The organism is Marinifilum fragile JCM 15579 (genome assembly GCF_001310955.1).
GTDB classification, from domain to species: domain Bacteria; phylum Bacteroidota; class Bacteroidia; order Bacteroidales; family Marinifilaceae; genus Marinifilum; species Marinifilum fragile.
On record NZ_BAZX01000026.1, the window covers coordinates 1 to 25784 of the forward strand.

Consider the following 25784-nt stretch of genomic DNA (forward strand, 5'->3'; position numbering starts at 1 on the left):
ATACAAGCATTGGTTAGTTCTGCTGCATACGGTACACCACAACGATCATCCACAGGTTTCGATTTGCGCCGTTTGAACATGCTTTTGGCAGTTTTGGAAAAACGTGCTGGTTTCCGACTATCTACCAAAGATGTTTTCCTAAACATTGCCGGGGGAATTAAGGTTAACGATCCTGCTATCGATTTGGCGGTGATTATTGCCGTACTTTCATCAAGCACCGATATTTCGATTCCAAAAGAAGTTTGCTTTGCAGGCGAAATTGGTTTATCCGGCGAAATTCGTCCGGTTAACCGAATCGACCAAAGAATTAGCGAAGCCGAAAAATTAGGATTCAAACAAATCTTTATTCCAAAACACAACTTAAAAGGCTTGGATATCTCTAAGTTTAAAATCAAAGTGCATTTGGTAAGCAAGGTGGGTCAGGTATTTCAAACCTTATTCAGATAGCAAGTATTTGTAGAAGACACAGTAAAAAATCCACATTCTAAACTGTGACCTTATGGATTTTCAAACTTCGGTTTGAATTTTTAATACGTATTAAAATATTCTTTAACAGCTATTAAATTAATTTTTAATAGCTGTTATAATTTCATAACTTGAGGTATTGAGTTTCTATTAATAAGTAGAAGTTCCTTAAAACAATACAACATATTACCCCAAACCAAGCGTTATGAGCGTAGAATATAAAGTCGTGAAACATGCAAACCCCGGTGTTAAAGGTGGCGGAGAATACAAATATTACCCCCGAATTACCAACCGAAGAACCGTTAAAATGAAGGAGCTGTGTAAACACATTGCCTTAATGTCAACTTTTAGCGAAGGGGATGTTATGGGCGTACTACATACTTTCATAACAGAAATTCCTGATTTATTAAAAGACAATTGCAGCATCGATTTGGAAGGCTTGGGCATTTTCTCTCTTCATGCATCGGGAGAAGGATGCGATACGGAAGAGGAAGTTACCGCACAAAAAATTACAAATACCAAGATAGCCTTTCGACCAAGTAAAAGGTTAAAAACTGAAGTATCAGGTACGAAGTTTATAAAAGCAAGGAATTTTAAATAATGATTATATCAACTGTTTGACTTTTCTAGACTTTTAAGAAAAAAAGAGGATGCCTTGGCGAGACATCCTCAATAGTAAAACAGTTACTATGAATTTTTTCGATTCGATTTGGCGTACCGAATCTGCTAGCATCGGAATAGAAAGAATAAACTGAATCTTTCCGCTTTTCATGCCCGAAAGCTAAAATCCATAACCCAGGCAGGTCTTCTGGCTTGTTCCGGCTTTCAACTCCTTCCCATCCCTATGTATCGGAACAGTGGAACACTTGTTAAAAACACAGATTCACAATTGAATCGGAACTTACAGCTGCGGGGACAGCTCCTGATTTAAACAGGATTCCCTATTATTCTCCTGTCGGAGAACCTGAATCGCAGTACAATTTTAAACAAAATTACTTGATCTTACAACAGATTTTAAATCTGATTTTTATACCGATTTGTTTCTAATATGTCATACCGTTTCGCTACTCTCACAGTACTCCTTTAGAAATCTATCAGCATAATGCATTTGGTCTTCTATTCAAAATTGTATTAAAAGAAATCTTCATCATCAAAATCCTCAGTACTACTGTTCGATTTATCATTGGTCACAGATTCACAATCCAAGTTTATATTAACACCTCGAGGTTTTTCAAAATCTCCTTTTTGCATGCCTAAGCTTTCATCGGCATATACTTTTTGCATGTACAAAGCCCAAATTGGCAATGCCATATTGGCCCCCTGCCCTAATCTAATTCCTTCAAAACGAATAGCTCTGTCTTCGGCACCAACCCAAACTCCTGAAACCAACTCAGGGGTAATTCCCATAAACCAACCATCAGAATGATTCTGAGTGGTACCTGTTTTTCCTCCAATAGGATTATACAAATTATATTTAAATCTTAATCTTCTACCAGTACCTTCCCTTACCACACCTTGCAACAGGTTGGCCATTAGATAAGCTGTTCTTTCATTCATTACTTCGGTTTTTCGTGGAACCGATTGAGCAATTAAATTGCCTTTGCTATCCTCAATCTTGGTAATGAAACGTGGTTTGATGTACACCCCTTTATTGGCAAACGAGCCATAAGCTCCTACCATTTCGTAAACGGAAATATCAGAGGTTCCCAAGAATATGGAAGGTACAGCCTCAATAGGACTAACCACTCCCATTTTTCGAGCCATCGCAACTACAGCCTCAGGCTTAGTTTGCTTTAAAACCCATCCTGAAATATTATTAACTGAATTAGCCAAACCCCATTTTAGGGTTACCATTTCACCACTATGAGCTTCCGTTGAATTTCTGGAAGTCCAAGGAGTACCATCAGGCAGAATAAAAGTTTGTGGAATATTTGGCACCTTATCGCAAGGCGTTAAACCTTCCTGCATTGCCAAAGTGTATAAAAATGGCTTAATGGTAGAACCCACCTGTCGCTTACCAAGCGTAACCATATCGTACATGAAGTGCTTATAGTTTGGACCGCCTACATAAGCTCTAACCTCACCGGTTTCTGGTACCATAGACATGAAACCAGCACGTAAAAATCCTTTGTAATATAACATGGAATCCATTGGTGAGATAATGGTATCTCGCTCACCTTTCCATGTAAATATTTTCATTTCAACAGGCTTTTTAAAATTTTCTTTGATCTGCTCAAAGCTTAAACCTTTCTTTTTCAGAACACGATGCCTTTCACTTCTACGAATCGATAAATCAATCTGATGTTCGAACTCTTCATCACTCAAATCATCTGAGAAAGGTGGGTTTCTATGCTTCTCTTTTTCTTTGTCGAATCCTTTCTGCAAATCAAGTCCCAAGTGTTCCTGTACAGCTTGCTCCGCATACTTCTGCATTCTAGAATCAAGAGTCGTATAAATCTTCAAACCATCTTCATATATATTGTATGGTGTTCCATCAGCTTTTTGATTCTTATTGCACCAACCATAGAAAGGATTGATTTCCCACTCCAAAGAATCTTGCTTGAACTTTTGCATATTCCATGAAGGATAATTTTCTCTTTCCGGCTTATTGGCAGTAAGAGACATTCTTAAATACTCTCTGAAATACGGTGCCATTCCTCTCTTGTGATCCACTTTTTGGTAATCGATACCCAATGGCAATTGTTTTAATGAATCAGCAATCTGACTTTCCAAATAACCATACTTCACCATTTGAGAAAGAACCGTATTGCGTCGTCCTTTAGTAAGCTCTGGTCTTCTAAGTGGATTAAAGTATGAAGAATTCTTCGCCATACCAACCAGCATTGCTGCCTGTTCCAATTTTAAAGAATCGGGAGTTGTATTGAAATATACATTTGCCGCCGATTTGATACCAACAGCAAGGTTCAAGAAATCATACTTATTAAAATACATAGTCATGATTTCTTCTTTCGTATAGCTTCTTTCTAGCTTAACTGCAATTACCCATTCTCTAAATTTTCGAAATACAATATCTAATTTATTCTGGAAATCCTCTCGTGGGAACAACATTTTTGCCAGCTGCTGAGAGATGGTACTACCTCCACCAGCACTGCTATCACCTGTTGCCAACCCTTTTAACACACGTCCCAAGCCTCTAAGGTCAATTCCCGAGTGACTTTCGAATCGAACATCCTCTGTTGCAATCAGTGCGTCAATCAAATATGGCGATAGCTCATCATGATCAACAAAAGAACGGTTTTGAAAATAAAATTTCCCTAATAATTCTCCGTCTGCAGTATAAATTTCGGTAGCCAAACTACTTTTAGGATTTTCCAAGTCTTCAAATGTTGGCATAAATCCGAAAGTACCATTTGATATCCCTGCAAAAAACAATACAACACAAATAAGCCCAACAATAAAGATCGACCAAAATATAAGCAATGGCTTTTTGTAAATCTTAATTTTCGATTTACTGCTTACCTCTTCATTACCAGCATTAAACTCTGCATTAGGATCTATTTCCAGATTTGGATTGATTTCAGACATACTTCTGTATTTTTTATGAGCTGTAAAAATAGCAAATTAAATTCTAACATATAAGACGTATTTTTCGGCATTTTATTTGATTTTTGACCTATATTATAATAAGGTAATATCAAAATAATTACAACAAAATTTTGAACTTAGGTCCCTTATTGTTTTACTTTGCAAAAAATTTTAACCTAAACTTCCCAAAGAACAGATTCGAGATGGTAGAGAATTTAGTAATAGTTGAGTCCCCTGCAAAAGCAAAAACAATCGAGAAATTTTTAGGCAAAGATTTCTTGGTCAAATCAAGTTTTGGGCATATTCGGGATTTGGAAAAAAAGGATTTTGGGATTGATATTAAAAACAATTTCACACCTAAATATATTGTATCTACTGACAAGAAAAAGGTAGTTACCGAATTAAAAAAACTTGCAAAGGAAGCCAAAACGGTTTGGATCGCATCCGATGAAGACCGCGAGGGAGAAGCCATTGCATGGCACTTGTTTGAAGTGTTGAAATTGAAAAAAGAGAACACCAAACGAATTGTTTTTCATGAGATTACCAAGCCTGCAATTCTAAATGCAATCGAAAATCCTCGCGATATTGATGATAATCTTGTTAACGCTCAGCAAGCAAGACGAATATTAGATCGATTGGTAGGTTTTGAAATTTCGCCAGTGTTGTGGAAAAAGGTAAAGCCTCAGCTTTCGGCAGGTCGTGTACAATCGGTTGCTGTTCGACTTTTGGTTGAAAGAGAAAGAGAAATTATTGCATTTAATCCTGAGGCTTACTACAAAGTAGTTGCCAACTTCTTTGTAACTGAAGAAAATGGGAGTCAGAAAACCTTAAAAGCTGAATATCCAAAGCGCTTTGCCACAAAAGAAGAAGTTCTTAAGTTTTTAGAAAGTTGTAAAAATGCAGAATATAAGGTTAGCGATATTGAAAAGAAACCTTCAACTCGTAAGCCAGCAGCTCCTTTTACCACTTCAACATTACAACAGGAAGCAAGTAGAAAGTTAGGATTTTCGGTAGCACAAACCATGGCCGTTGCTCAGCGTTTGTACGAAGCCGGGAATATCACATATATGAGAACTGACTCGGTAAATCTTGCTGATACTGCATTGGCTGCAGCTAAAGAAGAAATTACCAAGCGTCATGGCGAAGAGTATGTGAAAATCAGAAAATATCAGACCAAAAATAAAGGTGCGCAAGAGGCTCACGAGGCAATCCGCCCTACCTATTTAAATAAAGAGGAAATTGATGGTGAATCAAATGAGGTTCGTTTGTACAACCTAATTTGGAAAAGAACCATTGCTTCTCAGATGAGCGATGCTAAATTGGAGAAAACCAATATTAAAATTGTGGCATCAACCAATAACGAAGAGTTTATCGCTACTGGAGAAATGATCAAGTTCGATGGTTTCCTTAAAGTATACATGGAATCTACCGATGATGAGAATGGCAAACAGGAAGAAACATTATTACCAACGGTAAAGGTTAATGATCCTGTTACTGAAGATTTCTTGAATGCAACTCAAAACTTCACATATCGTCCTCCAAGATACACCGAAGCTAGTTTGGTGAAAAAATTGGAAGAACTTGGAATTGGTCGTCCATCTACTTATGCTCCAACCATTACTACCGTTCAAAATCGCGGATACGTAGTAAAAGAATCGAGAGATGGTGTTGAGAGAAAATATGAAGTTATTAACCTGAAGGAAAACAATATTTCTGAGGAAGTAAAAACACAAATCACTGGTGCTGAAAAAAGAAAACTGTTCCCAACTGATATAGGAATGGTGGTTACCGATTTCTTAAATGAGCATTTTCCAAATGTAATGAATTACAACTTTACTGCTGATGTAGAGAAAGAATTCGATGATATTGCTTTAGGTAAATTGATTTGGCATGAAATGATTGGAAAGTTCTATAATCCTTTCCATGAAAATGTAGAAAAGACACTTGAACATTCAGAAAGATCAACAGGTGAGAGAGTTTTAGGTGAAGATCCTAATACAGGTAAGGTGATTTTGGTTCGAATCGGAAGATATGGTCCTATGGCCCAATTGGGAGAAACTCCTGAGGATAAAGATGCTGAAGCTCCTAAATTTGCAAGCTTACGACCAGGACAACATCTTGAAACCATTACGCTCGAAGAAGCCCTTGACTTATTTAAATTACCAAGAGATCTTGGTTTATACGAAGATAAAAAAGTAGTTGTCGCAATTGGCCGATTTGGTCCATACGTGCGCCACGATGGTAAATTCGCATCTCTTAAAAAAGATGTAGATGATCCAATGGAGATTGATCTTCCTAGAGCAATTGAATTAATTGAAGAAAAGAGAAAGAAAGATAGAGAAAAATTCATCAAAGCTTTCGATGAAGATCCTGATTTACAAATTTTAAATGGTCGTTGGGGACCTTATATTTCATACAACAAAGAGAATTTCCGATTGGCAAAAGATATCGAAGATCCTAAAGCATTGAGCTTTGAAGATTGTATGAAAATTATAAAAGAAGGTCCTAAAAAGAAAACCACGAAAAAAGCAGCAACTAAAAAGACGACTGCAAAAAAAACGGTGACTAAAAAGACAACTACAACGACGAAGAAAAAAACTACAACTGCCAAAAAGGCAAAAAAATAAATTTTTGAAAAAATTTTTTCAGGGCTGTTCCAATCAACGAACAGCCTTTTTTTATTGCCATTTCGGGGTTTTTCCCCTTACCTAACACTCATTATATTGTTCATTTAAAATTAAAAGCTTAAAAATATATTAACAAAATAATAAAATCACCGTAAATACAGATTACGTAATTCACATACGTCAATCAGATTTATAAAGAGTTATATATTTTATTAGTTTAATTTAATATTTTGATAGCTAAATATTTTTCAAAAATAGACATCTAAAAATTGTTGATAAAAGCACTTGAACCTCTGATAAAACTTGTAAGGACGATTTATTTTTATTTACTTTACTCCTCACAGTTTTTGAGAATTACTGAACTATATAATGTTTCATGAAAAAGATATTTTTCTTCATAATATTTATTTGTTGCTCTCTGATTTTAAGAGCACAACAAGACCCACAGTTCAGTCAAAATATGTTTAATATCCTTTCCGTAAACCCTGCATATGCTGGCGCCGAAAAGGATATTGTGGTCTCAGCAATTAATCGCCAACAATGGGTTGGTTTCGAAAATGCTCCGGTTACAACCGTTGTAAACCTTAGTGTTCCGGTTCGATTTGGTGGCAAATCTCATGGCTTAGGATTAAGCATTATTAGAGATGAATTGGGTTTTGAAAAAAATACTGGCTTTAGACTAAGTTACTCCTATGAGAAAAAACTTAGTACTGGTTCTCTTTACTTTGGCGCATGTCTTGGTTTGCAAAACAATGCCTTAAAAGGAGAATGGTTTGTACCAGAAGGAGACGAATATGTTACAGCTCAGAATGATTTAGGAGACGGAACAATTGATGAAGGTAAAATGGTTTTCGATCCTGGATTGGGAATTTTTTACCAAACAGATAACTTTTATGCCGGTGTTTCCGTATTGCATGTCACGGAGCCATCTGTTGCATATAGTGAATCGGTAGAAACCTATTTGGCAAGACATTATTATGCAACTGCCGGATATACCTTTAAGCTTGATGAAAGCTGGGAAATAATACCATCAGCATTTTATAAAACAGATGCTGTTGTTTCTCAAATTGATATAAACAGTTTGTTACGATACAATAAAAAGATTTGGGGAGGCGTTTCATATAGAGTTGATGATGCAATAGTAGGAATGATGGGTGTGTTATTCAATAATGGAATTCAAATTGGATATGCATATGATATTTCAACATCAAAAATTGCAAAAGCATCTCACGAATTTCTGTTAACGTACAGATTCAACACTAAATTGGAAAGCCGAAATCAAAAATATAAGAGTATTCGATTTTTATAAAAATATTAAAAATCTGTGCTTTTGCACAATTTACAAAACCACTATGAATAAACTACTTACAACACTAGGTGTAATTGTTTTATTGTTCCTGTCATCGTGCGGAAGCCGCACTGGTAATGGAGAACTTGTTGGTGTCGGTCAGAGAGGAAAATGGTTTGAGCCGAAACCTTACGGTATGGTACAAATTCCGAGAGGAAGTTTTACTATGGGGCCAAACGACCAGGACGTAGCTTGGGCACTGAACGCCACAACTAAAACAGTTTCTGTTGAATCATTTTGGATGGATGAAACAGAAATTACCAATAATGAATACCGTCAGTTCGTATACTGGGTGCGCGACTCTATCGCACGTCAGTTATTAGGACAGCAGTTTGAAGAATTCCTGATTGCGGAAGACAACAATGGTAACCCAATTGATCCTCCTTTCATTAACTGGGAAGAAAGATTGGATTGGAATGATGAAGAATATGTTGAAATTCTTGAGGAAATGTATCTTCCGGAACACGAAAGATTTTTCCGCAACAAAGAGATAGATACCCGAAAACTGAAATATCAGTACGAATGGGTTGACCTTCAACAAGCGGCTAAAAAATCGAACCGTTACAATTACGAAACGGGCGAGTATGAAGGTATGGTAGACGACTACAAAGGTGGTAGAAAGCAAATTGAAGACAGATCTTCTTTTATCATGAAAGAAGCATTAAATATTTACCCAGATACTCTATGTTGGATACAAGATTTTACTTACTCGTATAATGATCCTTGGACAAAACAATATTTTTGGCACCCAGGATATGATGACTATCCCGTAGTTGGTGTATCGTGGAAACAAGCAACGGCTTTCTCGATTTGGAGAACTCGTTTCCACAACTCAGCTCTAAAAGCCGAAGGAGATTATCCAGTTCAGGATTACCGCTTACCTACCGAATCGGAATGGGAGTATGCAGCACGTGGTGGAATTGCACAAAACATGTACCTTGGGGAGGTAATTACACCAGAAACGATCAAGGTTGTTTCTTGGCTAACTTTAAGCCTTTACGTGGCAATTATGTAGACGATGGAGGTTTGGTTACTCTTCCTGTTGGAAGCTACGAGCCGAATGAGTATGGTCTTTATGATATGGCAGGTAATGTTGCAGAATGGACTTCCGGAGCTTATGATGAATCAGCCTATTCTTTTACACACGATATGAATCCGAATTACGAATACAATGCACTTCCTGATGATCCTCCAGCTTTGAAGCGAAAAGTGATTAGAGGTGGATCCTGGAAAGACATTGGATACTTTATGCAATGCGCAACCAGAACATACGAATATCAGGATACTGCAAAATCGTATATCGGTTTCCGCTGTGTGAGAACTCATTTAGGTAGATAAACTACTCAATAACTATTTATTTTTAGATCTATTCAATAAAATCCGACATGAATATTACAGAACTGGTACAATCTCCGAGATGGAAAAAATTTATGGGCTATGTGTATGGTTGGGGGGCTTCCGTCGTACTAATTGGTGCCTTGTTTAAAATTATGCATTACCTTATGCGGGCCTACTTTTATCAGTAGGTATGTCTGTTGAAGCAATCATCTTCTTCTTTTCAGCATTTGAACCACCACACGAACAACCAGATTGGAGTTTGGTATATCCTGAACTAATTGGTTTAGAGCCACGCGAACAAATGGTAAAAGGTGGCGGTGTTCAAGTTGAAGGCTTAGAACAGTTACAACAATTACTTGAAAAAATTAGTGTAGAGCCAGATAAATTGTCACACCTTAGCCAAGGCTTAGCTAAGCTTACCAATGCTGCTGATAATTTGGCAAATCTTTCAGATGCAGCTAAAGCTACAGATGGATACATTCAAAGTATGCAAAAAGCTTCAGAATCTGTTGGCGAATTTTCAGGTAAATATGCTGATACTACACAGCAACTTTCTGATTCTGCAAATCAACTAAGTGCTTCATACCAAAATACAGCTTCTTCTGTTGAAAATTCAGGAAAAGAGTTTGCCAACAAAGTTAACGAGTCGGGTAATAACCTATTGAATTCATATCAGAAAATAGATCAATCGTTACAGAGTGATTTTGGTAAAATTGCTGAAAACAGTGGTAATTTCAATACCTCTATGGAGGCAATGAACAAAAATCTTTCATCATTGAATGCGATTTACGAATTGCAATTGAAGCAAGGTAATCAGCAGATGGAAAATGCCAAAAATGTACATCAAGATTTAGATAAGGTGCTTCAAACTCTTACTGCAACATTAGAAAATGCACAAACTTATCGCAAAGAAACTGAACAATTGAATAAAAATCTATCTGCATTAAATACCATTTATGGTAACATGTTAAGTGCAATGGATCATTCAAAAAAGAACTAGTATTAACAATCAAGCTAAGCTGAAATGGGAGCAAGTAATTGTAAAGAAACGCCACGGCAACGGATGATTGGGATGATGTATTTATTTCTGACAGCAATGTTGGCGATAAATGTATCAAACGAAGTACTGGACGCTTTTACAACAATTGATAATGGTTTATCGAAAACCATATCGACTTTTGAAGACAAAACTAAGGCTACTTATAGTGATTTTGACAGGGCTTTACAGGCCAACAGAAATAAGGTCGAAGAATCTTGGGAGAAAGCTCAAGTCATAAAAACCAAATCTGATAGTTTATTTAACTTTATTCAAGAATTAAAAGAAAAAATAGTTGAAAAAGCTGATGGTCCAGAGTATGACATGAAAAATATCAAAAGTCGTGACAATATTGATATACCTGGAGAAGTCATGTTAGTTGGAGGCAAAGGAAAAAAGCTTAAGGCTGAAATTGTATCATACCGAACACATGTCTTAAATCTTGTTGAAGATTCAACACTATATAATGCAATACAGGAAACATTAGACACCTCAAAACCAGAGAAGGATAAGAAAGGAGATCCAAATTATTCATGGGAATCTAAACTGTTTAATCATACTCCTTTGGTAGGAGCAGTTACACTTCTTTCAAAAATGCAATCGGATGTAAGAAATACTGAATCCGATATTGTAAACTATCTGTACAATCAAATTGAGGCAGAATCATTTAAATTTAATGATCTAAAAGCTGAAGTTATTGCAAAATCAAGTTATGTACTTAAAGGTGATACCTACGAAGCGGAAATTTTCTTAGCTGCAGTAGACACCACACAAAACCCAACTATATTAATTGATGGAGTAGGAAAACTTAATGACAAGAACTTTAACAAAGAAAAAAGAGGAGTCTATAAGGTAAAAGCAAACGAAATTGGTGTAAAAACTTGGGGAGGAGTCTTAACATTTAGAACTCCATCAGGGGGGATTGTTGAAAGGAGATTTAAAAGTGAATACATCGTAGCAGAACCTAACGTAGTGGTTTCTCCTACCAAAATGAATGTTTTCTATGTTGGTGTTGACAACCCTGTTAGTGTTTCGGCACCTGGTTTTACATCAGACAGAATTAGAGCATCAATTTCAAATAAAAATGGACGCTTAATCAAAAAAAGTGATGACGAGTATATTGCAAAGCCACAAGTTGTAGGAAGAGATGCAAAAGTTTTAGTCGAAGCTAATTTTGATGGAGAATGGAGACCACTAAGAACAGTTGATTTCAGAGTGAAACCGATTCCAGATCCTGTGGCCAAGATTGCAGGCAAGAATGGTGGTAAAATTAAGAAGAACCTATTATTGGCTCAACAGGGCGTTGATGCTGCAATGGACAATTTTGATTTTGATCTTAAATTTAATATCACTGGATTTACTGTATCAACCATCCAAAAAGGATTTACTATTGATGAAGCCTCAAGAACAGATACATTTACCCCTGAGCAGATAAAAATGTTCAGAAATTTGAAAAGAAATAACAAAGTTTATATCGAAGATATTAGGGCGGTAGGTCCCGATGGTGTTACCAGAAATCTACCAGCTATTGTATTTAGAATAGAGTAATAAAATTTACATACGATGAAAAAAAGCTTATTACTATTAATTGGTCTGGCGCTATTTTGTTCTGCAAATGTAATGTCGCAAACAAAAGCAACCAGTGTGTACAGTAAAAATCACATTAAGAATCGTAAACCAATTCCTTTCTCAAACATTCGCGAATCGGATGTAATGTGGTCAAAATTAGTTTGGAGAATTGTTGATTTAAGGGAAAAAATGAACCTTCCAATGTATTATCCAACTACTCCACAGGACGATCGTTACAGCTTAATTGATTTATTGATGTACGGCATCGAAAATGAAGGTTTAACTGCCTATTCGACTAATGATGACGAATTTAAAGAGCCAATGACATTGGATGAAATTAGAGCAAAGTTCGATGCACAAGCCGACACCATTATGCAGCGCAACAGACTAACCGGTGAGTTGGAACCAGTAATCCTTCCTGGAGAAATGCACACCGACGACGTGAAGCGTTATATGGTAAAAGAGCAATGGTTCTTCGATAAGCAAACTTCAACCATGCAAGTTCGAATTATTGGTATTTGCCCAATTCGCGAGTATGTAAAAGATGGTGATACAGCAATGGATGGTGTACAAAAGAAACAGCTATTTTGGGTTTATTTTCCTGAAGCAAGACCATTGCTAGCTACACATGAGGTATTTAATCCTTTCAACGATGCAGCTCGCTACTCCTTTGATGATTTATTCATGAAGAGAAGATTTTCAAGCTACATCACTCAAATTTCTAACGTACACAACAACCGAGGAATTAGCGAATATACAGTTGGAATTAATTCGATGCTAGAAGCTGAAAGAATTAAGAACAATATTTTCGAATATGAGCACGATCTTTGGGAATGGTAGAATTTAATATGCATTCAAAATAAAAAAGGATCTCGATTAGAGGTCCTTTTCTTTTACTAAAAATTTTAATATCTAAATATATTCTTCTCCTTTTGTAATTTTCACATCGTTCACGAACTTCCGAATTTCCTGCTCATCCCTCTTGCGGCAAATTAAAAGCGTTTTATCGGTATCTATAACAATGTAATCCTTTAAACCCTGTACAACAACCAACTTTTCATTTGGAGCATTTACCAAACAATCTTTCGATTCATACAACATTACATTTTCTCCCTGAATGGCATTTTGATTATCATCCTTTATCGAGTTTTCATACATAGATCCCCAAGTTCCTAAATCAGACCAACCAAATTCGGTACAGTATACATATACATTATCTGATTTTTCAAGAATCCCATAATCGATAGAAATATTCTGACATTCAGGATAAATCCTATCAATTGCCGTTTGTTCATTTTCTGTATCTACATCCTCAAAAATTGAATCGAATAAGGCAACTACTTCAGGCAAGAACTTATTAAAAGAATTCTGAATGGCTTGTAGAGACCACAAGAAAATTCCTGAATTCCAGAAAAACTCCCCTGACTCATAAAATATCTTAGCCAAATCTAAATGAGGCTTCTCGGTAAATGTCTTTACGGGGTAAATATCTGACAATTTCTCCACTGATTTTCTTCCAACTTGTATGTATCCATATCCAGTTTCAGGTCTGCTAGGCTTCATCCCCAATGTCAGAAGTTTATCCTCATTACTAACAAAATCGATTCCCTCTTTTAAAACCTCCAAAAACTTTACTTCATTTAAGATCAAATGATCAGCCGGAGTAACTACCACTGAAGCATTAGGGTTTCTCTTTAAAATCTTATAATTTGCGTAAGCAATACAGGGTGCAGTATTTCTTCTTAATGGTTCCAATAACACCTGACCTTCCTTTATTTCAGGAATTTGTTCCAACACCAAATCCTTATAAATGGCATTGGTAACCACAAAAAAGTTTTCAATCGGACAAACCGAAGCAAATCTTTCAAAAGTGTGACGAATTAAAGTTTTCCCAGTTCCAAGAATATCAAGAAATTGTTTAGGTCGCAAATTTTTACTCAATGGCCAGAATCTAGAACCGACTCCTCCTGCCATTATTACGCAGTAGTTATTTGGATTCATATTTGATTATTAATAATATGCATATAAATATTAGATATCCTAAAATACAGAAAACTCAATTCATATCAAAAATAGTTTGGGTATTACTGAACACTAACTACACAACTGATTCAATAAGCAAATTATTTGTACTTTTATCGTAAACAAGTTAAGTTATGAATCTGTTCGAACACGTTGGTAAATTCTCTAGATTTCTTCTTTTGGTCCTTTCCAAACCAGAAAAAGAAAAATTGTTTTTCTCGCAAATTGTGAAGGAAATTCATAAACTTGGAATCAATTCAATTGGAATTGTAGTAATTATTTCTCTATTCATGGGAGCCGTTATTGCATTGCAAACGGCATACAATATGCTTAACCCGCTATTGCCTGACTATTTGGTAGGTTATACAACCAGAGAATCCATGCTTCTTGAATTTTCATCAACTATTGTTGGTTTGATTCTTGCCGGTAAAGTTGGTTCAAATATCGCTTCCGAAATTGGGTCGATGAGAGTTACAGAGCAGATTGATGCCTTGGAAATAATGGGCATTAATTCAGCCAATCATTTAATTCTTCCAAAGATTGTAGCTGCTCTTTTTATTAATCCATTCTTATATGTTTTAAGTGTTTTCGTAGGAATATTGGGTGGATTATCAGCAGGATACTTAACCAGTACAGTTCCTATATCAGAGTTTATTTATGGAATTCAATATGGTTTTATCCCCTATTATATCACTTATTCATTAATAAAAACCGCTGTGTTTGCCTTTATTATTACAGCCGTTCCATCCTACTATGGTTATTACGTAAAAGGCGGAGCACTAGAAGTTGGTAAAGCCAGTACAAAAGCGGTTGTAAACAGCAGTATTTTAATACTCTTGTCTAACGTGATCCTAACACAAATACTCTTAAAATGATCCGACTGGAAAACGTAAATAAATCATTTGGCGATTTAAAAGTCTTAAACGATATCTCTATTATCTTCGAATCAGCAAAACCAATTTAATCATCGGACAAAGTGGATCGGGTAAAACCGTTTTGCTTAAATCGATAATTGGTTTGCATGACATTGATGATGGTGCAATATATTACAACGACAGAAATTTTACTGAGTTAAATCGCAATGGCAAGAAAGAAATCCGAAAGGAAATGGGAATGGTTTTTCAGGGTGGAGCATTGTTTGATTCTTTAAATGTGGAAGAGAATGTGAAATTTCCTTTGGACATGTTCTCAAGCATGTCGGAAAAAGAGAAGAACAAAAGAGTAGCATTTTGTTTGGATAGAGTAAACATTCATAATGCCAATCATCTTTATCCTGCTGAAATTAGTGGTGGAATGCAAAAACGTGTTGCAATTGCCAGGGCAATCGCTTTAAACCCAAAGTATTTGTTTTGTGACGAACCAAATTCTGGTTTGGATCCGGTAACAGCAATTGTTATTGATAATTTGATTCAGGAAATCACCAAAGAGTTTAATATGACAACTATTATTAATACTCACGACATGAATTCAGTTATGGAAATTGGTGAGAAAATACTTTTCATTAGTAAGGGATTTAAAGCATGGGAAGGAAATAAAGATCAAATATTCAATACCGACAATCAGGCATTAAATGATTTTGTGTTTGCTTCAGATTTGTTTAAAAATATTAAAAAATCAACCTGATTGCTTCTAAATCCATAGATTACGCAAGCAATTATTATCTTTGCCAACAAACAAGTTAAGTTATTCGATGAATAAAGTATTGATAATTACAATAGCCACCATTTCGGTTTTTCTATTTTCTTGCTCTAAGGAAAAAAAGAATGTTCCTAAATTAAATCAGGAAGAATTTACAAAAATGCTAATTGATATTCACATTGCAGATGGTACGATGTCTGCACAGAATATTTACCGAGCTGGTAAAAATTATCGACCAAGTTATTACTACAACTCCATTTACGAAAAGTACAACGTACAACCTGCTGAGTTCGATTCATGTGTAGCTTATTATGCTGAAAACACCGCTAATTTTACAAAAATTTATGATAAGGTGATTGACTCTCTAAACCGATTAGAGACCAAATATCGTATTGATATAAAAAATGCGAAGCTTGAACAGGATACCATTAACCTGTGGAAAAGAAAAAACCACTGGATTGTACCAAAAAATGGTAAACCAACTTTTGATTTTAGAATTCCTATCAAAGAAACTGGAGTTTACACTGTATCTGCTGATATCAGAATATTTGAAAAAGATCAAACGGAAAATCCTAGAATGGAAGCTTATTTCTGGAAAAAAGATACCACTAACGGTCCTCAAAAAGTACATTTTGATCCTGTTAAGATTGAAAAAGATTCCATTTTTAAAACCTACACCATACAGTTAGAATATCCTGATACAACTTACACTCATCTGGTAGGTAATCTGTTTAACTGGGATAACGATCTTAAAACATTTACTCAGGAATATGAGATTAAGAATATTAAAATTTTCAATCCCGAAATGAAGCCTGACTCAATTGAGATTGAAAACGAAATAAAAAGACACCTGGATCGAGAAGAATTTATTCCTGACTTAAGATGAGAAAAATAACTGCAAATTATATTTTTCCAGTCAGCTCGGCTCCATTAAAAAATGGCATAATTGTTCTTGATGATACCAACAGAATTGTGGATATTATTGACACAAAGAACAATTTTAAGGAAATTGAAAATCTTGAGTTTTACGGTGGAACAATAGTCCCAGGATTTGTTGATGCATTTACATTACTTTCCTACAGCAACTTTACAGCTCAAGATTTTAATGAATGTGCAACCGGGAATTTTCATGCAAACCTAAAATCTAAGGTAAATTCATTAGAAGCTGATTTACCATCTGTGCAAAGAAGCATTAATCATTTAGAGGCTTTTGGAACAAAAGCAGCTGCTGATCTATTTCCTCATCAAGATTCACAATCGAAAAAGGAAAAGTCGAAAGTTCATTTTATTACACCAGATGAAAATGTGATCTATCAACTTGCGGGAAATGAAAAATCGCACACCAATTCCATTACATTAATAAATCATTTGATGATGGAAAAGTGCAAAATAGAATCTGGTAGCTACAATCAATTTTGTATTGGAACAGGATCACTTGGTACGCACCAAAAGCTTTCAGTTTTTGAAGAGATGAAACTGATTCAGCAAAAATTCCCTAAGCTACCTGTTTGGGAAATGCTAAAATGGGCAAGTTTTAACCCTGCACAAATTTTACAAATTGATAATGAATTTGGATCTTTAGAAATCGGTAAGAAACCAGGATTAAACCTTATTTCAGGAATTGATTTTACCAGCAATCAGCTAACCAATCAAGCTGAGCTTAAAATTTTAATTTAAGAAGAGAATTTGGCGGCTTTATCCAAAAGCTCAACCAATTTTTCTTCTAAAGTATCAAAAGAAAAATATTTCTTACCCAAGTGGTAATTGTACTCCCCTATTTCCCGATTCAGCTTTTCATTATGAATTACTTCTTTCATATCGGCTAATGCTTTATCGGTTATTATATTATCCTCGAGCATGACCGTTTTAAATCCTCTACTCCCAATATCAGGCCAATAAACTGGTTTGTAATTGTTCACAAAAATTGGACATTTTGCCAATACCGATTCGATAAACGCATTCCCAAAACCTTCGTAGGTACTAAAATAAGTACTTGCCTTGGCATGAGCATAGGCATCCGAAAGAGCATAGGATTTGCTTCCTGGTGTTTGCCTTCTATTGTTCTTGATAATATGAGAGGCAAACATTACCTGTCCTTCCAGTTTTAATTCATGAATCTGCTCAATCAGTTCATTGTAGTACACGTTTCCCTCATCATCGGAATGACTGCCAGTAATTACCAGTTTTGCATTTGCATCATCAAGCATATGAATTAGCTTAATAGCTGTTTCAATTCCTTTACGACGCACAATTCTGGTAACCTGAGCAAGAATATAGTCATTCTCATGCAAACCTAAATTTCGTTTTAAATTGATATTAGTATCATTGATCTCTCCAAAAGGCAAATCAAAATTCATCACATTAGGCACAACAACCGATTCTCTTTCGAATCTTGTTTGCAATGTATCTTTTCCATAGGTATTAATTACTGCATGAAAAACATTTGGCAATCGTAATGGAAAATTATCGGCAACAATTTGGTTAATTTCAGCATATGGAGACAGATATCTATCTCCTCTTTCCCAATAAAAATCATGATCGTGAGTAATGGCAGGTAATCCGAGTTCTACAATTGCTTTTTTAATTCCCAAGCCCATTTCCAAATGAGCTGGCAAAGCTGAAGCATTCTCAGAAACAAAAACATCAATTTTTTTTTCTCTTGCCCAATTAATAATCTTATTACCAATCAAATCAGCATAGAAATGTATATGCTCCAAAAGTTCTGGTAAGTTATTATCAGGAAAATGAAAAGCTTTCTTTTGTCCCCAAAAACCTTCTGGTGAAAAAAAAGACATTTCAGGAACCAATGTTTCAAACTGAGGATCTAATTTTCTTTCTTCGAACTGTCCTGATAATGTGAACACTTCGTGCCCCATTTTTCGGAATACTTTAATCCATTTTTCTGTTTCCAATGCAACCCCATCTACACCTCCAATTCTTCCTATAAGTATTCCGATTCTCATACCTAATTACTTTTTAACTATTCATTTACAACAACATTTTCAATTGTTTCTACAATTTAAGTGTTTTTTGTGGAAGGTGCGATATATTATTTTTTTGCTTGCTTATTGACTGTAAAAGTATAACTTTAAGTTTATTACCATTTCAAAACTTAGAATAAACACATAAATTATGTTAAAATTCACTATCAGAGTAATCTGTTTCTTAATGATTTTTACAAATACATTACTGTGCTTTTCGTGCAACAGCAATACCAGATCAAAAGAAAATACACAGGAAAATAATCTCGCACAACCCCAGAATTTTGATTCTGTAAAAAAACTCTTCTACAATGTGCCAAGCCCTATACAGGTAACAGAATTAATGAAGAAAATGGACCTTCCTTATCAGCCAGATTTAATGAACTCTGTGAACAACGCCGACAACTATTTATCGCAAGCTGATATGGCCATAAATATTGGAATTTATGGTGCTGATTTAAGTTATATCCGTATTTACAATCAATTTCAGGATGCTGCCCATTACCTTGCTGTCATCAAGAAGTTTACTCGTGAATTGGGCATACCTGAAGAGCAGGAAAAGCTTACAGCCAAACGTGTGGAGGAAAATATTGAGAATCAGGATTCCTTATTAAATATCATATCGGAAACATTTACCCAATCAGATAGTTATTTAAAAGAGAATCAGCGTGGAGGAACTGCTGCACTCATTGTTTTTGGTGGGTGGATAGAAACCCTATACCTGGCCACAAACATTATCGACTTAGAAAAACCTCAAAAAGAGTTGGTAAGCTTAATTGCCCAGCAAAAACATTCAGTTAAAAATTTAATTGGTTTGTTAAGTCAATATCGAAATGAGGAAAAAATTAATGAGGTATTACCTGATTTAAAGGAACTAGATGCCAAATTCAGAGAAATTGAGCAAGTTAAAAAAACACCATCGAGCTTAAAATCGAAAAACGGAAAAACTATAATTCAAAATAAAGTTACTCTAACCGCTTCGAACGAAACGATTAGAAGCATTCATGAAATTAACAATCGAATAAGAGCCAAGCTTACCGAATTATAATTTCTGTTAAAACTCACTACTTATGAAGATATTATTAAAATTCGCCATATTCACAATTTGTATTTTAGCCTTACCAAAATTCACTTTGGCCCAGTGTAATGAATACACAAAAAAGGAATGTATCCCTCTATTGAATCCATACACTTTTAATGGGCAATTAAATAATGCGGTACTTTCGCAAGGAGAAACGGCTGAACTACAATTAACTTTCTATAAAGATCAGGAATATAGAATTCTTGTAAAAGGAGAAACACAACTGGGTAAGTTACAGTTCCAGTTGTTCGACACGGAATACAACCTACTCTACGATAATGCAGATGAAGACCATACCAACATTTGGGATTTTATGGTTGAAAGTACCGATGATTTTATCATTCGTGTATTGGTTCCCGAAAATATGACCAAAGGGGAGATTGAAAGTGGCTGCGTTTCGATTCTAATTGGTTTTAGAGCTTTCGGTTCGAGAACAATATTTAAGTAGTAATGCTGCTTGACAAAAGTTCACAGCAAAAAATAAGCTTGACAAATTTGTCAAGCTTATTTTTTATCTAGTATCGTAGAAAAGTCTACTTCAATATAAACTTCGCGTTTCCGATGTGATTTCCTTCAGCAAATACATCAATTTTGTATTCACCTTCAATTAAGCTGCCATCATTGTCCCAGAAAATTGCTACTTCCAGCTCATCTCCTTCATAATCGATTTCACGCTTGGCAGAGTACACCAATTTGGTATTTTCAAAGTCGAATAACAGATTCTGTGGATTTCCAAGAACCACCTCATCCGGACGAGTCAAACGAACAAAAATTTCTTTAGCCCCTGTTGATGCTGTAATATTCTTTCGCAAAGTAAAACTGGTTTTCAATTTTACTGTTTTAGAAATCTTTTTAACCGTTTTTCCCTTTTTATTGATTGGATAACAAGCAAGTCCGGCAACATCAAGAGCAGCAGCCTTACTAATTACTTCTTTCATATTCTCGGTTGATTCCTCAAGCTTTTGATTTCTCTCTTTTACCCAATCAATTTGCTTTTTCACTCTCTGATTTTCAGCAGTCAATAATTGGTTTCGAGTGTTCAATGAGTCAATTTGAACAATATAATCTCTAAGAACTTCTTTTAATGTTCCTAACTCACGCTTGTATTTGTTAATTTCCGCATACGAATTGTTTCGAAATACTTTCATTCTTTCCAGAAGCTCCGAGATTTTCTCTTGCTCCATTTTTAACTGAACATTTAAAGTATCGTTGCTTGTTTGCAATGAATCATAGTCCGCCGAAAGCAATTCAAGTTCGTTCTGTAAGCTTAATTTCTCTAAGGTAATTTCACCAATGTATCTTTTGTTTTCGCGATGTTCCGAGTAGTACATTACTGCAACAACAACCAATACTATTCCCAATCCTATTAGTACGCCTTTGTAAATCTTATCTTTCTTCTCGTTTTCCATATCTCCCGTGGTAATTCAGTCTTTTTAATGTTTCGTGCAAATTTACTTATCTTTTTTAAAAAATCCCTGTATCCATCATGTTATACCAATTGTATATCAAAAAGATTGCTAAAATCATTTTGCTTCTTACAATGCTTAATTCAGTATCGGTATTATCATACCATAATTTCTGATTTAAAATGAATACACCATAAAACTTCAGTCAATTATTGTACCAAGTTAAAAATTGAAGCACAAAAAAACGGAACTGTCATAAAATGAAACAGTCCCGTTAAAACTAACCCACAGTTTTTACTACAATTGCATGTAGAAATTTTCTACTAAAAGTTGCCAATTTTCACACCCAAGTAAATGGTTCTTGGATTTAATGGCCCGTAAATGTATCCTGCATCACGGCTTGGACCTCTATCAAAATCATCCTGGAACGAATTGAAAATGTTCTTCACACCAAAATCCAACTGTAATTTTACTTCTCTACCTAAATCGAAGTGGTAAGCAAAATTGATTCCCATATCCATAAAATCATCAGACTTTACAATGCTCTCTGTTGAAATTTCCTTTTCGTTTGGATCTAAACCTCCAGCAAGGTGAAGAACATCCATGGCACCTGTATACGAACCACTAAATGTTGCTGTAAACTCATGAATTGGTTTCCAGTTCATGGCAAAATATCCGTAACGCTCTGGAGTTCTTAAAATATTTTTACTCGAACTATTTGATGCATCATCATCGTCACCATGGTCGATTACCTCATCGTATTTGCTTGACTGAAGTGTCATTCCCATCTGGAAATCTAACTTGTATGATGGAGCCATTTTGAATTCAATATTTGCTCCTTTTACCACAGCTCCTTCGGCATTTTTTCTTAAGGATACCACATTTCCATCTGCATCAGGATCGCTAAACTCATTCACAAAAGGGTCTTTTAAATCTGTATAGAAACCTTCTACCAAAAAGTAGGTCTGTGTTTTGCCAAAGGTTTTGGTAAAATCTAAAGAAGCAGTAAAACTGTTCGAAGTTTCCTCTTTTAGGTTGGGATCATTCTCATGAATGATTCTTCTTGCGCCTGAAGCTTCAATATGCAAATCTTCGTTAAAAATTTGGGGAGCTCTAAATCCTCTGGCATAGCTGAAACGAAGTTGTGTTGGCTCTGATAATTTGAACAAGACATTCGCACGAGGACTGATTACAACATTCGAATCATCACTTCCATTCTCGTCGTTGGTAATGCTGTAAGAATCCATTCTAACTCCCAAAAGGAAATTCATAAATCCCAAATCCCATTTACTTTGAGCAAATGCTCCAATGGTATTCGATTTTTGATCAGCAATGTTAGTCGTTGGAACAAATTTCGAAGTTTCGATATCGTAATAGCCCAACTTATCATCTTTCAATTGGTTGTATACATTCTCAACACCAAAAGTCAAATCAGCAGGTGAAAGCAATAGATTAGCCACTTTTGTGTGAAGCTGTGCTCCTAAAGAAACAGCCAAATCATCAGTCGTACCATATGAACTAAAATCTGGAATTGGCACATCCAATGGATTTCCATTATCATCTTCCAAGGTAGCAGCACCATAATAACTATCTCTATCGATATGCTGCGCAGACGCATAAACAGATAATTTGGTGTGGCGATCCTGATTGAAGAACTGATCCCAAACAACTCCTCCTGAGTTAATTCTGTGTTTTACCTGTTCAGCAACCAAAGCCTGGTGTGCAGGTAAATCCAGTTGATCACCTCCTCTACGAAACTCATCAACAATATGGTATTCAAGGGTAAGTTTGCCTAAATCACTAAATCTGTGATAAGCTCTTAAACCAGCACTTAAATTTTCGATCTTCACCAAATCAGAATATCCATCTTCATTGGCATCCCAATCGTCACGCTGGCGGTTCATACCAAAGATGAAAATACCACTCTTGTTGTCCTCTGAAACCACCGAAGCATTAAAATCTGCAGTAAAATCATTTGCTACACTTCCGGCTCCATCAGCGCCTACTCCAACTGCACCATATTTAAAACCTGCTTTAAACGAATCACTAACAGGATCTTTTGTGATGATATTAATGGTACCTGCAATGGCATTCCCTCCAAAAAGAGCTGATCCTCCACCTCGCACAACTTCTACACGTTGTATCATATTAGATGGAATGTGTTCTAGTCCGTATACTGCAGCCAAACCACTAAAAATTGGACGGCTATTAATCAGGATTTGAGTGTAAGGCCCTTCCAAACCATTCATTCTAACCTGTGAGAAACCACAGTTGTTGCAGTCATTTTCAACACGCAAACCTGGTGAGAACACCAAACCATCAGCCAAAGTTGCTGCTGATGTTTGCTCCAACAATTTTGTTGAAATAGAATTTACCACAACTGGCGCATCCTTACGCTGTATATTGTTTCTATCGGCAGTTACAACAACCTGTTCCAGACCAATAAAATCTTCTGCTATAGAAAATTCAAGAGATATTCCCTTGCCTGCTTTCAAGTCACACTCTTTTGTTTTGATTTGATATCCTACACAACTTGCCACCACATGGTAATGTCCCATAGGAACATCTTCAATTACAAATTCTCCTTCGAAATTGGTTACGGCACCAACAGAAGAACCTTCTAATGCTACAGTAGCGTATGGAATAGGTTCTTTGCTATTTACATCAATAACTTTTCCTTTAATGCTAGCGGTAAGTTTTTCTGCATTAGCAGAAAACGAGAAACCAATCAGCATGCAAATGCCGACAAGTAGATGAGTTAAAATTCTCATTTCTTAGTATTTATAGTTTATGTAAATGTTTGTCAGAATTGACGTGTGTAAAAAGATCTACAGAGCCATGAAAGCACCGCATCATCAATATTACACCAATAAATAATAGGGTTCTGTACTCAAGCCATTGAATACAAAAATGAATTGCTATGCCAATACAGGAGGAGCCCGATTGGGTAAAAGGGTAGCAAGTAAATTTTTCTTTACATGGTAATGATAGACTTTCGATACGTCAACCAATTTACCAAGTTGCAGGGCTACAATAATTACTGCAGCCAGCACAAATAAGAAACTTGTTAGTTGATTAATCGAAAAACAATCCTGAGCGGAATGTGAATGACCACTTGCTCCCTGAGTATTTCCAGAATTGTGAAAAGGGTGAGCGTGAACAATTAATTGTCCTTGATCATTTTTATGAACGTGCCAGTTGAATACAGCATTGCCTGCCAGCATCAACATGGCTGGTAAAAGGATGCAGACAATTGCCTTCTTATATTTTTCAAACAAATTCACGTTCTATTCTATTGCATTACGTTAATAACACAACAAAAATAGACCACCTATGTTCAGCAAACAATACCTAATAGTTGGTATATTATATAAACAGTATGTTCCACAACACTTTTGGGGTGATTATACAAAAAGACACTTATTCATAACCTCTTCATCGATAGATAAATTCGATGGATTTGTCTTATCTATAGAATTTATTCGAGCATAATAATCATCCATACTACAAATCATTTCATGCTTGTACAAGTACCACAATTGCACATTTTGCCACAATTTTTCACCGGGACCATATTTTGCTCGCCACTCGTAAGCCAATTCAGTTAATTGTTCAGATTCGGAACCAAATCGGTAAAAAACATTTTTAAAAGAAATGGGATCAATTCCTGTTTGTTTTGCTTCATCGTATTTAAAGTCGGCAAATTCTATCAACTCCTGTATTTCCTTTCGACCTTCGAAGTGTGAATCGATAATGGAAAACTTGTGCAATCGCTCTACAAATTCAGATCCTGAAACATTCAAATGCTGCTTGCAATACTTCTCTAAAACCGAAAGTTGTTCTTTTAAATTGTCCATGCTATCTACCAAAACAATTTGAGAAGATATAATATCATCTTCGCTAAAAGATATTTCGTGCACAAACATCGAGCTCAATTCATCCAATACCTTCTTCACAAAATCAAGATTCATATCATCGCTTTCGCAAATCAATAAGAAATGATCCTGATACCTGATCAATCGAACCAATTTGTCCTCGACATGAAACTTTAAGCTTCGCTTTAAAAACAGGCCTTTCTTGTTCAAATAAATCTGTAGCTCGGTTTTTTGCTCACTATTCAAATCGGCAAACTGCGCCAACTTGTTGTAATGAATCGAATAAGAATCCTCTATCAGATTCAAACGATCCGACACAATTAAATCCCCCTCGCTTCCTGGCTCGCAATCCACATGATTTAGAATACACACCCCATTCTCAACTGCCGATTTAATAATCGAAATCAACAATCGGTTGGCATTAATTTTAAACTCATTCTCCAGGCTAACAGAAGCACCTTCGCCTAATTGCAAGGCCGATTCATATCGCGACAAATCCTTTTCTTTAATGGCATTGGAAAATAATCCTGCAAAACGCTTCTTCTCTTTCTGAACATGAAGGTATTCATCAGGAAGAATCAAGTGAGGGAAACGCTCACGCAAACTGATAATGGATTTCTTGCCTGCATCTTTGGTATCCACAACGGTATGAAGCTTATTTTCAAAATCGTACTTGCAAAACAAAGCACAACGAAAGCCCAGCCCCGAAGCAATTAAACAGAACAAAGCCTCCTTGAAACCACAGTTTGTAAATACAAAATCAAACTTGCTGCCAGTAGCTTCCTCTAAAAATTTTTTCCTGTTTTCTATCGAAAATGAAGATGAATCAACCATTTTACTTTTATTAACTTA

19 protein-coding genes, 2 pseudogenes and 1 riboswitch are annotated in these 25784 nt (G+C 35.7%); of the genes and pseudogenes, 14 read left to right on the forward strand and 7 right to left on the reverse strand.

The window, feature by feature from the left end; genetic code table 11:
- Together JCM15579_RS15645 and JCM15579_RS15650 are read left to right on the forward strand one after the other, a co-directional pair.
- A partial coding sequence (locus JCM15579_RS15645) for a magnesium chelatase domain-containing protein (protein ID WP_305067105.1) occupies window positions 1-447 on the forward strand: 447 nt, incomplete at its 5' end.
- A gap of 223 nt (window positions 448-670) precedes the next feature.
- On the forward strand, window positions 671-1066 hold the full coding sequence (locus JCM15579_RS15650) for an HU family DNA-binding protein (protein WP_054721472.1): 396 nt from the start codon (window positions 671-673) through the stop codon (window positions 1064-1066).
- Window positions 1067-1246: 180 nt separating this feature from the next.
- Window positions 1247-1448: riboswitch (cobalamin riboswitch) on the reverse strand.
- A 148-nt stretch (window positions 1449-1596) separates the two neighbouring features.
- Here the strand turns inward: JCM15579_RS15650 and JCM15579_RS15655 are convergent.
- A complete protein-coding gene (locus tag JCM15579_RS15655) occupies window positions 1597-4011 on the reverse strand; it encodes a transglycosylase domain-containing protein (protein ID WP_083464719.1) in 2415 nt (804 codons plus the stop codon).
- A gap of 203 nt (window positions 4012-4214) precedes the next feature.
- Between JCM15579_RS15655 and topA the strand changes: the two genes are divergently transcribed.
- The 6 genes and pseudogenes from topA to porN all read left to right on the forward strand — a co-directional run bounded on the left by topA (window position 4215) and on the right by porN (window position 12769).
- Window positions 4215-6638: a type I DNA topoisomerase gene (gene topA, locus JCM15579_RS15660; RefSeq protein ID WP_054721565.1), complete on the forward strand. Its 2424-nt coding sequence runs from the start codon at window positions 4215-4217 to the stop codon at window positions 6636-6638.
- A gap of 376 nt (window positions 6639-7014) precedes the next feature.
- A complete protein-coding gene (locus JCM15579_RS15665; protein ID WP_083464720.1) occupies window positions 7015-7947 on the forward strand; it encodes a PorP/SprF family type IX secretion system membrane protein in 933 nt (310 codons plus the stop codon).
- Window positions 7948-7990: 43 nt separating this feature from the next.
- Window positions 7991-9324: pseudogene (porK, locus tag JCM15579_RS15670) on the forward strand (T9SS ring complex lipoprotein PorK/GldK).
- Window positions 9325-9485: 161 nt separating this feature from the next.
- Window positions 9486-10324, forward strand: a pseudogene (locus JCM15579_RS15675) (GldL-related protein); the annotation flags it as partial.
- Window positions 10325-10348: 24 nt separating this feature from the next.
- Complete coding sequence (gene porM, locus JCM15579_RS15680; protein ID WP_083464721.1) at window positions 10349-11908, forward strand: type IX secretion system motor protein PorM/GldM; 1560 nt, start codon at window positions 10349-10351, stop codon at window positions 11906-11908.
- 15 nt (window positions 11909-11923) lie between these two features.
- Window positions 11924-12769, forward strand: coding sequence for a type IX secretion system ring subunit PorN/GldN (gene porN, locus JCM15579_RS15685; protein WP_054721481.1), 846 nt, complete (start codon window positions 11924-11926; stop codon window positions 12767-12769).
- A gap of 72 nt (window positions 12770-12841) precedes the next feature.
- On the opposite strand, the gene JCM15579_RS15690 is transcribed toward porN, so the two are convergent.
- Window positions 12842-13930, reverse strand: a complete 1089-nt coding sequence (locus JCM15579_RS15690) for a mannose-1-phosphate guanylyltransferase (protein ID WP_054721483.1) — start codon at window positions 13928-13930, stop codon at window positions 12842-12844.
- A 155-nt stretch (window positions 13931-14085) separates the two neighbouring features.
- Here JCM15579_RS15690 and JCM15579_RS15695 point away from each other — a divergent pair, with 155 nt between their 5' ends.
- The 4 genes from JCM15579_RS15695 (at window position 14086) to JCM15579_RS15710 (ending at window position 17266) form a co-directional block, all read left to right on the forward strand.
- Window positions 14086-14826, forward strand: coding sequence for an MlaE family ABC transporter permease (locus JCM15579_RS15695; protein WP_054721485.1), 741 nt, complete (start codon window positions 14086-14088; stop codon window positions 14824-14826).
- Between the two features lie 121 nt (window positions 14827-14947).
- Window positions 14948-15574: an ABC transporter ATP-binding protein gene (locus JCM15579_RS15700; RefSeq protein WP_245625943.1), complete on the forward strand. Its 627-nt coding sequence runs from the start codon at window positions 14948-14950 to the stop codon at window positions 15572-15574.
- A gap of 67 nt (window positions 15575-15641) precedes the next feature.
- Window positions 15642-16475 (forward strand): DUF4296 domain-containing protein, encoded by an 834-nt coding sequence (locus tag JCM15579_RS15705; RefSeq protein ID WP_054721487.1) that lies wholly within the window; start codon window positions 15642-15644, stop codon window positions 16473-16475.
- Window positions 16472-17266 carry an amidohydrolase family protein gene (locus JCM15579_RS15710; RefSeq protein WP_054721489.1) on the forward strand — a complete coding sequence of 265 codons (795 nt, stop codon included), beginning with the start codon at window positions 16472-16474 and terminating at the stop codon, window positions 17264-17266. The genes JCM15579_RS15705 and JCM15579_RS15710 overlap by 4 nt, the downstream gene beginning before the upstream one ends.
- Here JCM15579_RS15710 and JCM15579_RS15715 read toward each other — a convergent pair.
- Window positions 17263-18552, reverse strand: a complete 1290-nt coding sequence (locus tag JCM15579_RS15715; RefSeq protein WP_054721491.1) for a glycosyltransferase family 4 protein — start codon at window positions 18550-18552, stop codon at window positions 17263-17265. The two genes, JCM15579_RS15710 and JCM15579_RS15715, sit on opposite strands and share 4 nt — an antisense overlap.
- A 331-nt stretch (window positions 18553-18883) precedes the next feature.
- Here JCM15579_RS15715 and JCM15579_RS15720 point away from each other — a divergent pair, with 331 nt between their 5' ends.
- Window positions 18884-19618 carry a hypothetical protein gene (locus JCM15579_RS15720; RefSeq protein ID WP_172677451.1) on the forward strand — a complete coding sequence of 245 codons (735 nt, stop codon included), beginning with the start codon at window positions 18884-18886 and terminating at the stop codon, window positions 19616-19618.
- Between the two features lie 22 nt (window positions 19619-19640).
- Window positions 19641-20099: a hypothetical protein gene (locus tag JCM15579_RS15725; protein WP_054721495.1), complete on the forward strand. Its 459-nt coding sequence runs from the start codon at window positions 19641-19643 to the stop codon at window positions 20097-20099.
- 85 nt (window positions 20100-20184) lie between these two features.
- Here JCM15579_RS15725 and JCM15579_RS15730 read toward each other — a convergent pair whose 3' ends face one another.
- The 4 genes from JCM15579_RS15730 to JCM15579_RS15745 form a co-directional block, all read right to left on the reverse strand.
- On the reverse strand, window positions 20185-21060 hold the full coding sequence (locus JCM15579_RS15730; protein ID WP_054721497.1) for a DUF8429 coiled-coil domain-containing protein: 876 nt from the start codon (window positions 21058-21060) through the stop codon (window positions 20185-20187).
- A gap of 320 nt (window positions 21061-21380) precedes the next feature.
- Window positions 21381-23828 (reverse strand): TonB-dependent receptor, encoded by a 2448-nt coding sequence (locus JCM15579_RS15735; protein WP_083464722.1) that lies wholly within the window; start codon window positions 23826-23828, stop codon window positions 21381-21383.
- Between the two features lie 147 nt (window positions 23829-23975).
- Complete coding sequence (locus JCM15579_RS15740; RefSeq protein ID WP_054721501.1) at window positions 23976-24341, reverse strand: DUF8478 family putative metalloprotein; 366 nt, start codon at window positions 24339-24341, stop codon at window positions 23976-23978.
- Between the two features lie 120 nt (window positions 24342-24461).
- The gene (locus tag JCM15579_RS15745) at window positions 24462-25766 is read right to left on the reverse strand and encodes a hypothetical protein (RefSeq protein WP_054721503.1); all 1305 of its coding nucleotides are present in this window, start codon (window positions 25764-25766) and stop codon (window positions 24462-24464) included.
- Window positions 25767-25784: the final 18 nt, after the last annotated feature.

What these genes read in the sequence shown, in the direction of transcription:
- JCM15579_RS15650 (WP_054721472.1), top strand. Translation starts at nt 671, where the DNA reads ATGAGCGTAGAATATAAAGTCGTGAAACATGCAAACCCCGGTGTTAAA.
- JCM15579_RS15655 (WP_083464719.1), bottom strand. Translation starts at nt 4,011, where the DNA reads ATGTCTGAAATCAATCCAAATCTGGAAATAGATCCTAATGCAGAGTTT.
- topA (WP_054721565.1), top strand. Translation starts at nt 4,215, where the DNA reads ATGGTAGAGAATTTAGTAATAGTTGAGTCCCCTGCAAAAGCAAAAACA.
- JCM15579_RS15665 (WP_083464720.1), top strand. Translation starts at nt 7,015, where the DNA reads ATGAAAAAGATATTTTTCTTCATAATATTTATTTGTTGCTCTCTGATT.
- porM (WP_083464721.1), top strand. Translation starts at nt 10,349, where the DNA reads ATGGGAGCAAGTAATTGTAAAGAAACGCCACGGCAACGGATGATTGGG.
- porN (WP_054721481.1), top strand. Translation starts at nt 11,924, where the DNA reads ATGAAAAAAAGCTTATTACTATTAATTGGTCTGGCGCTATTTTGTTCT.
- JCM15579_RS15690 (WP_054721483.1), bottom strand. Translation starts at nt 13,930, where the DNA reads ATGAATCCAAATAACTACTGCGTAATAATGGCAGGAGGAGTCGGTTCT.
- JCM15579_RS15695 (WP_054721485.1), top strand. Translation starts at nt 14,086, where the DNA reads ATGAATCTGTTCGAACACGTTGGTAAATTCTCTAGATTTCTTCTTTTG.
- JCM15579_RS15705 (WP_054721487.1), top strand. Translation starts at nt 15,642, where the DNA reads ATGAATAAAGTATTGATAATTACAATAGCCACCATTTCGGTTTTTCTA.
- JCM15579_RS15710 (WP_054721489.1), top strand. Translation starts at nt 16,472, where the DNA reads ATGAGAAAAATAACTGCAAATTATATTTTTCCAGTCAGCTCGGCTCCA.
- JCM15579_RS15715 (WP_054721491.1), bottom strand. Translation starts at nt 18,552, where the DNA reads ATGAGAATCGGAATACTTATAGGAAGAATTGGAGGTGTAGATGGGGTT.
- JCM15579_RS15725 (WP_054721495.1), top strand. Translation starts at nt 19,641, where the DNA reads ATGAAGATATTATTAAAATTCGCCATATTCACAATTTGTATTTTAGCC.
- JCM15579_RS15730 (WP_054721497.1), bottom strand. Translation starts at nt 21,060, where the DNA reads ATGGAAAACGAGAAGAAAGATAAGATTTACAAAGGCGTACTAATAGGA.
- JCM15579_RS15735 (WP_083464722.1), bottom strand. Translation starts at nt 23,828, where the DNA reads ATGAGAATTTTAACTCATCTACTTGTCGGCATTTGCATGCTGATTGGT.
- JCM15579_RS15745 (WP_054721503.1), bottom strand. Translation starts at nt 25,766, where the DNA reads ATGGTTGATTCATCTTCATTTTCGATAGAAAACAGGAAAAAATTTTTA.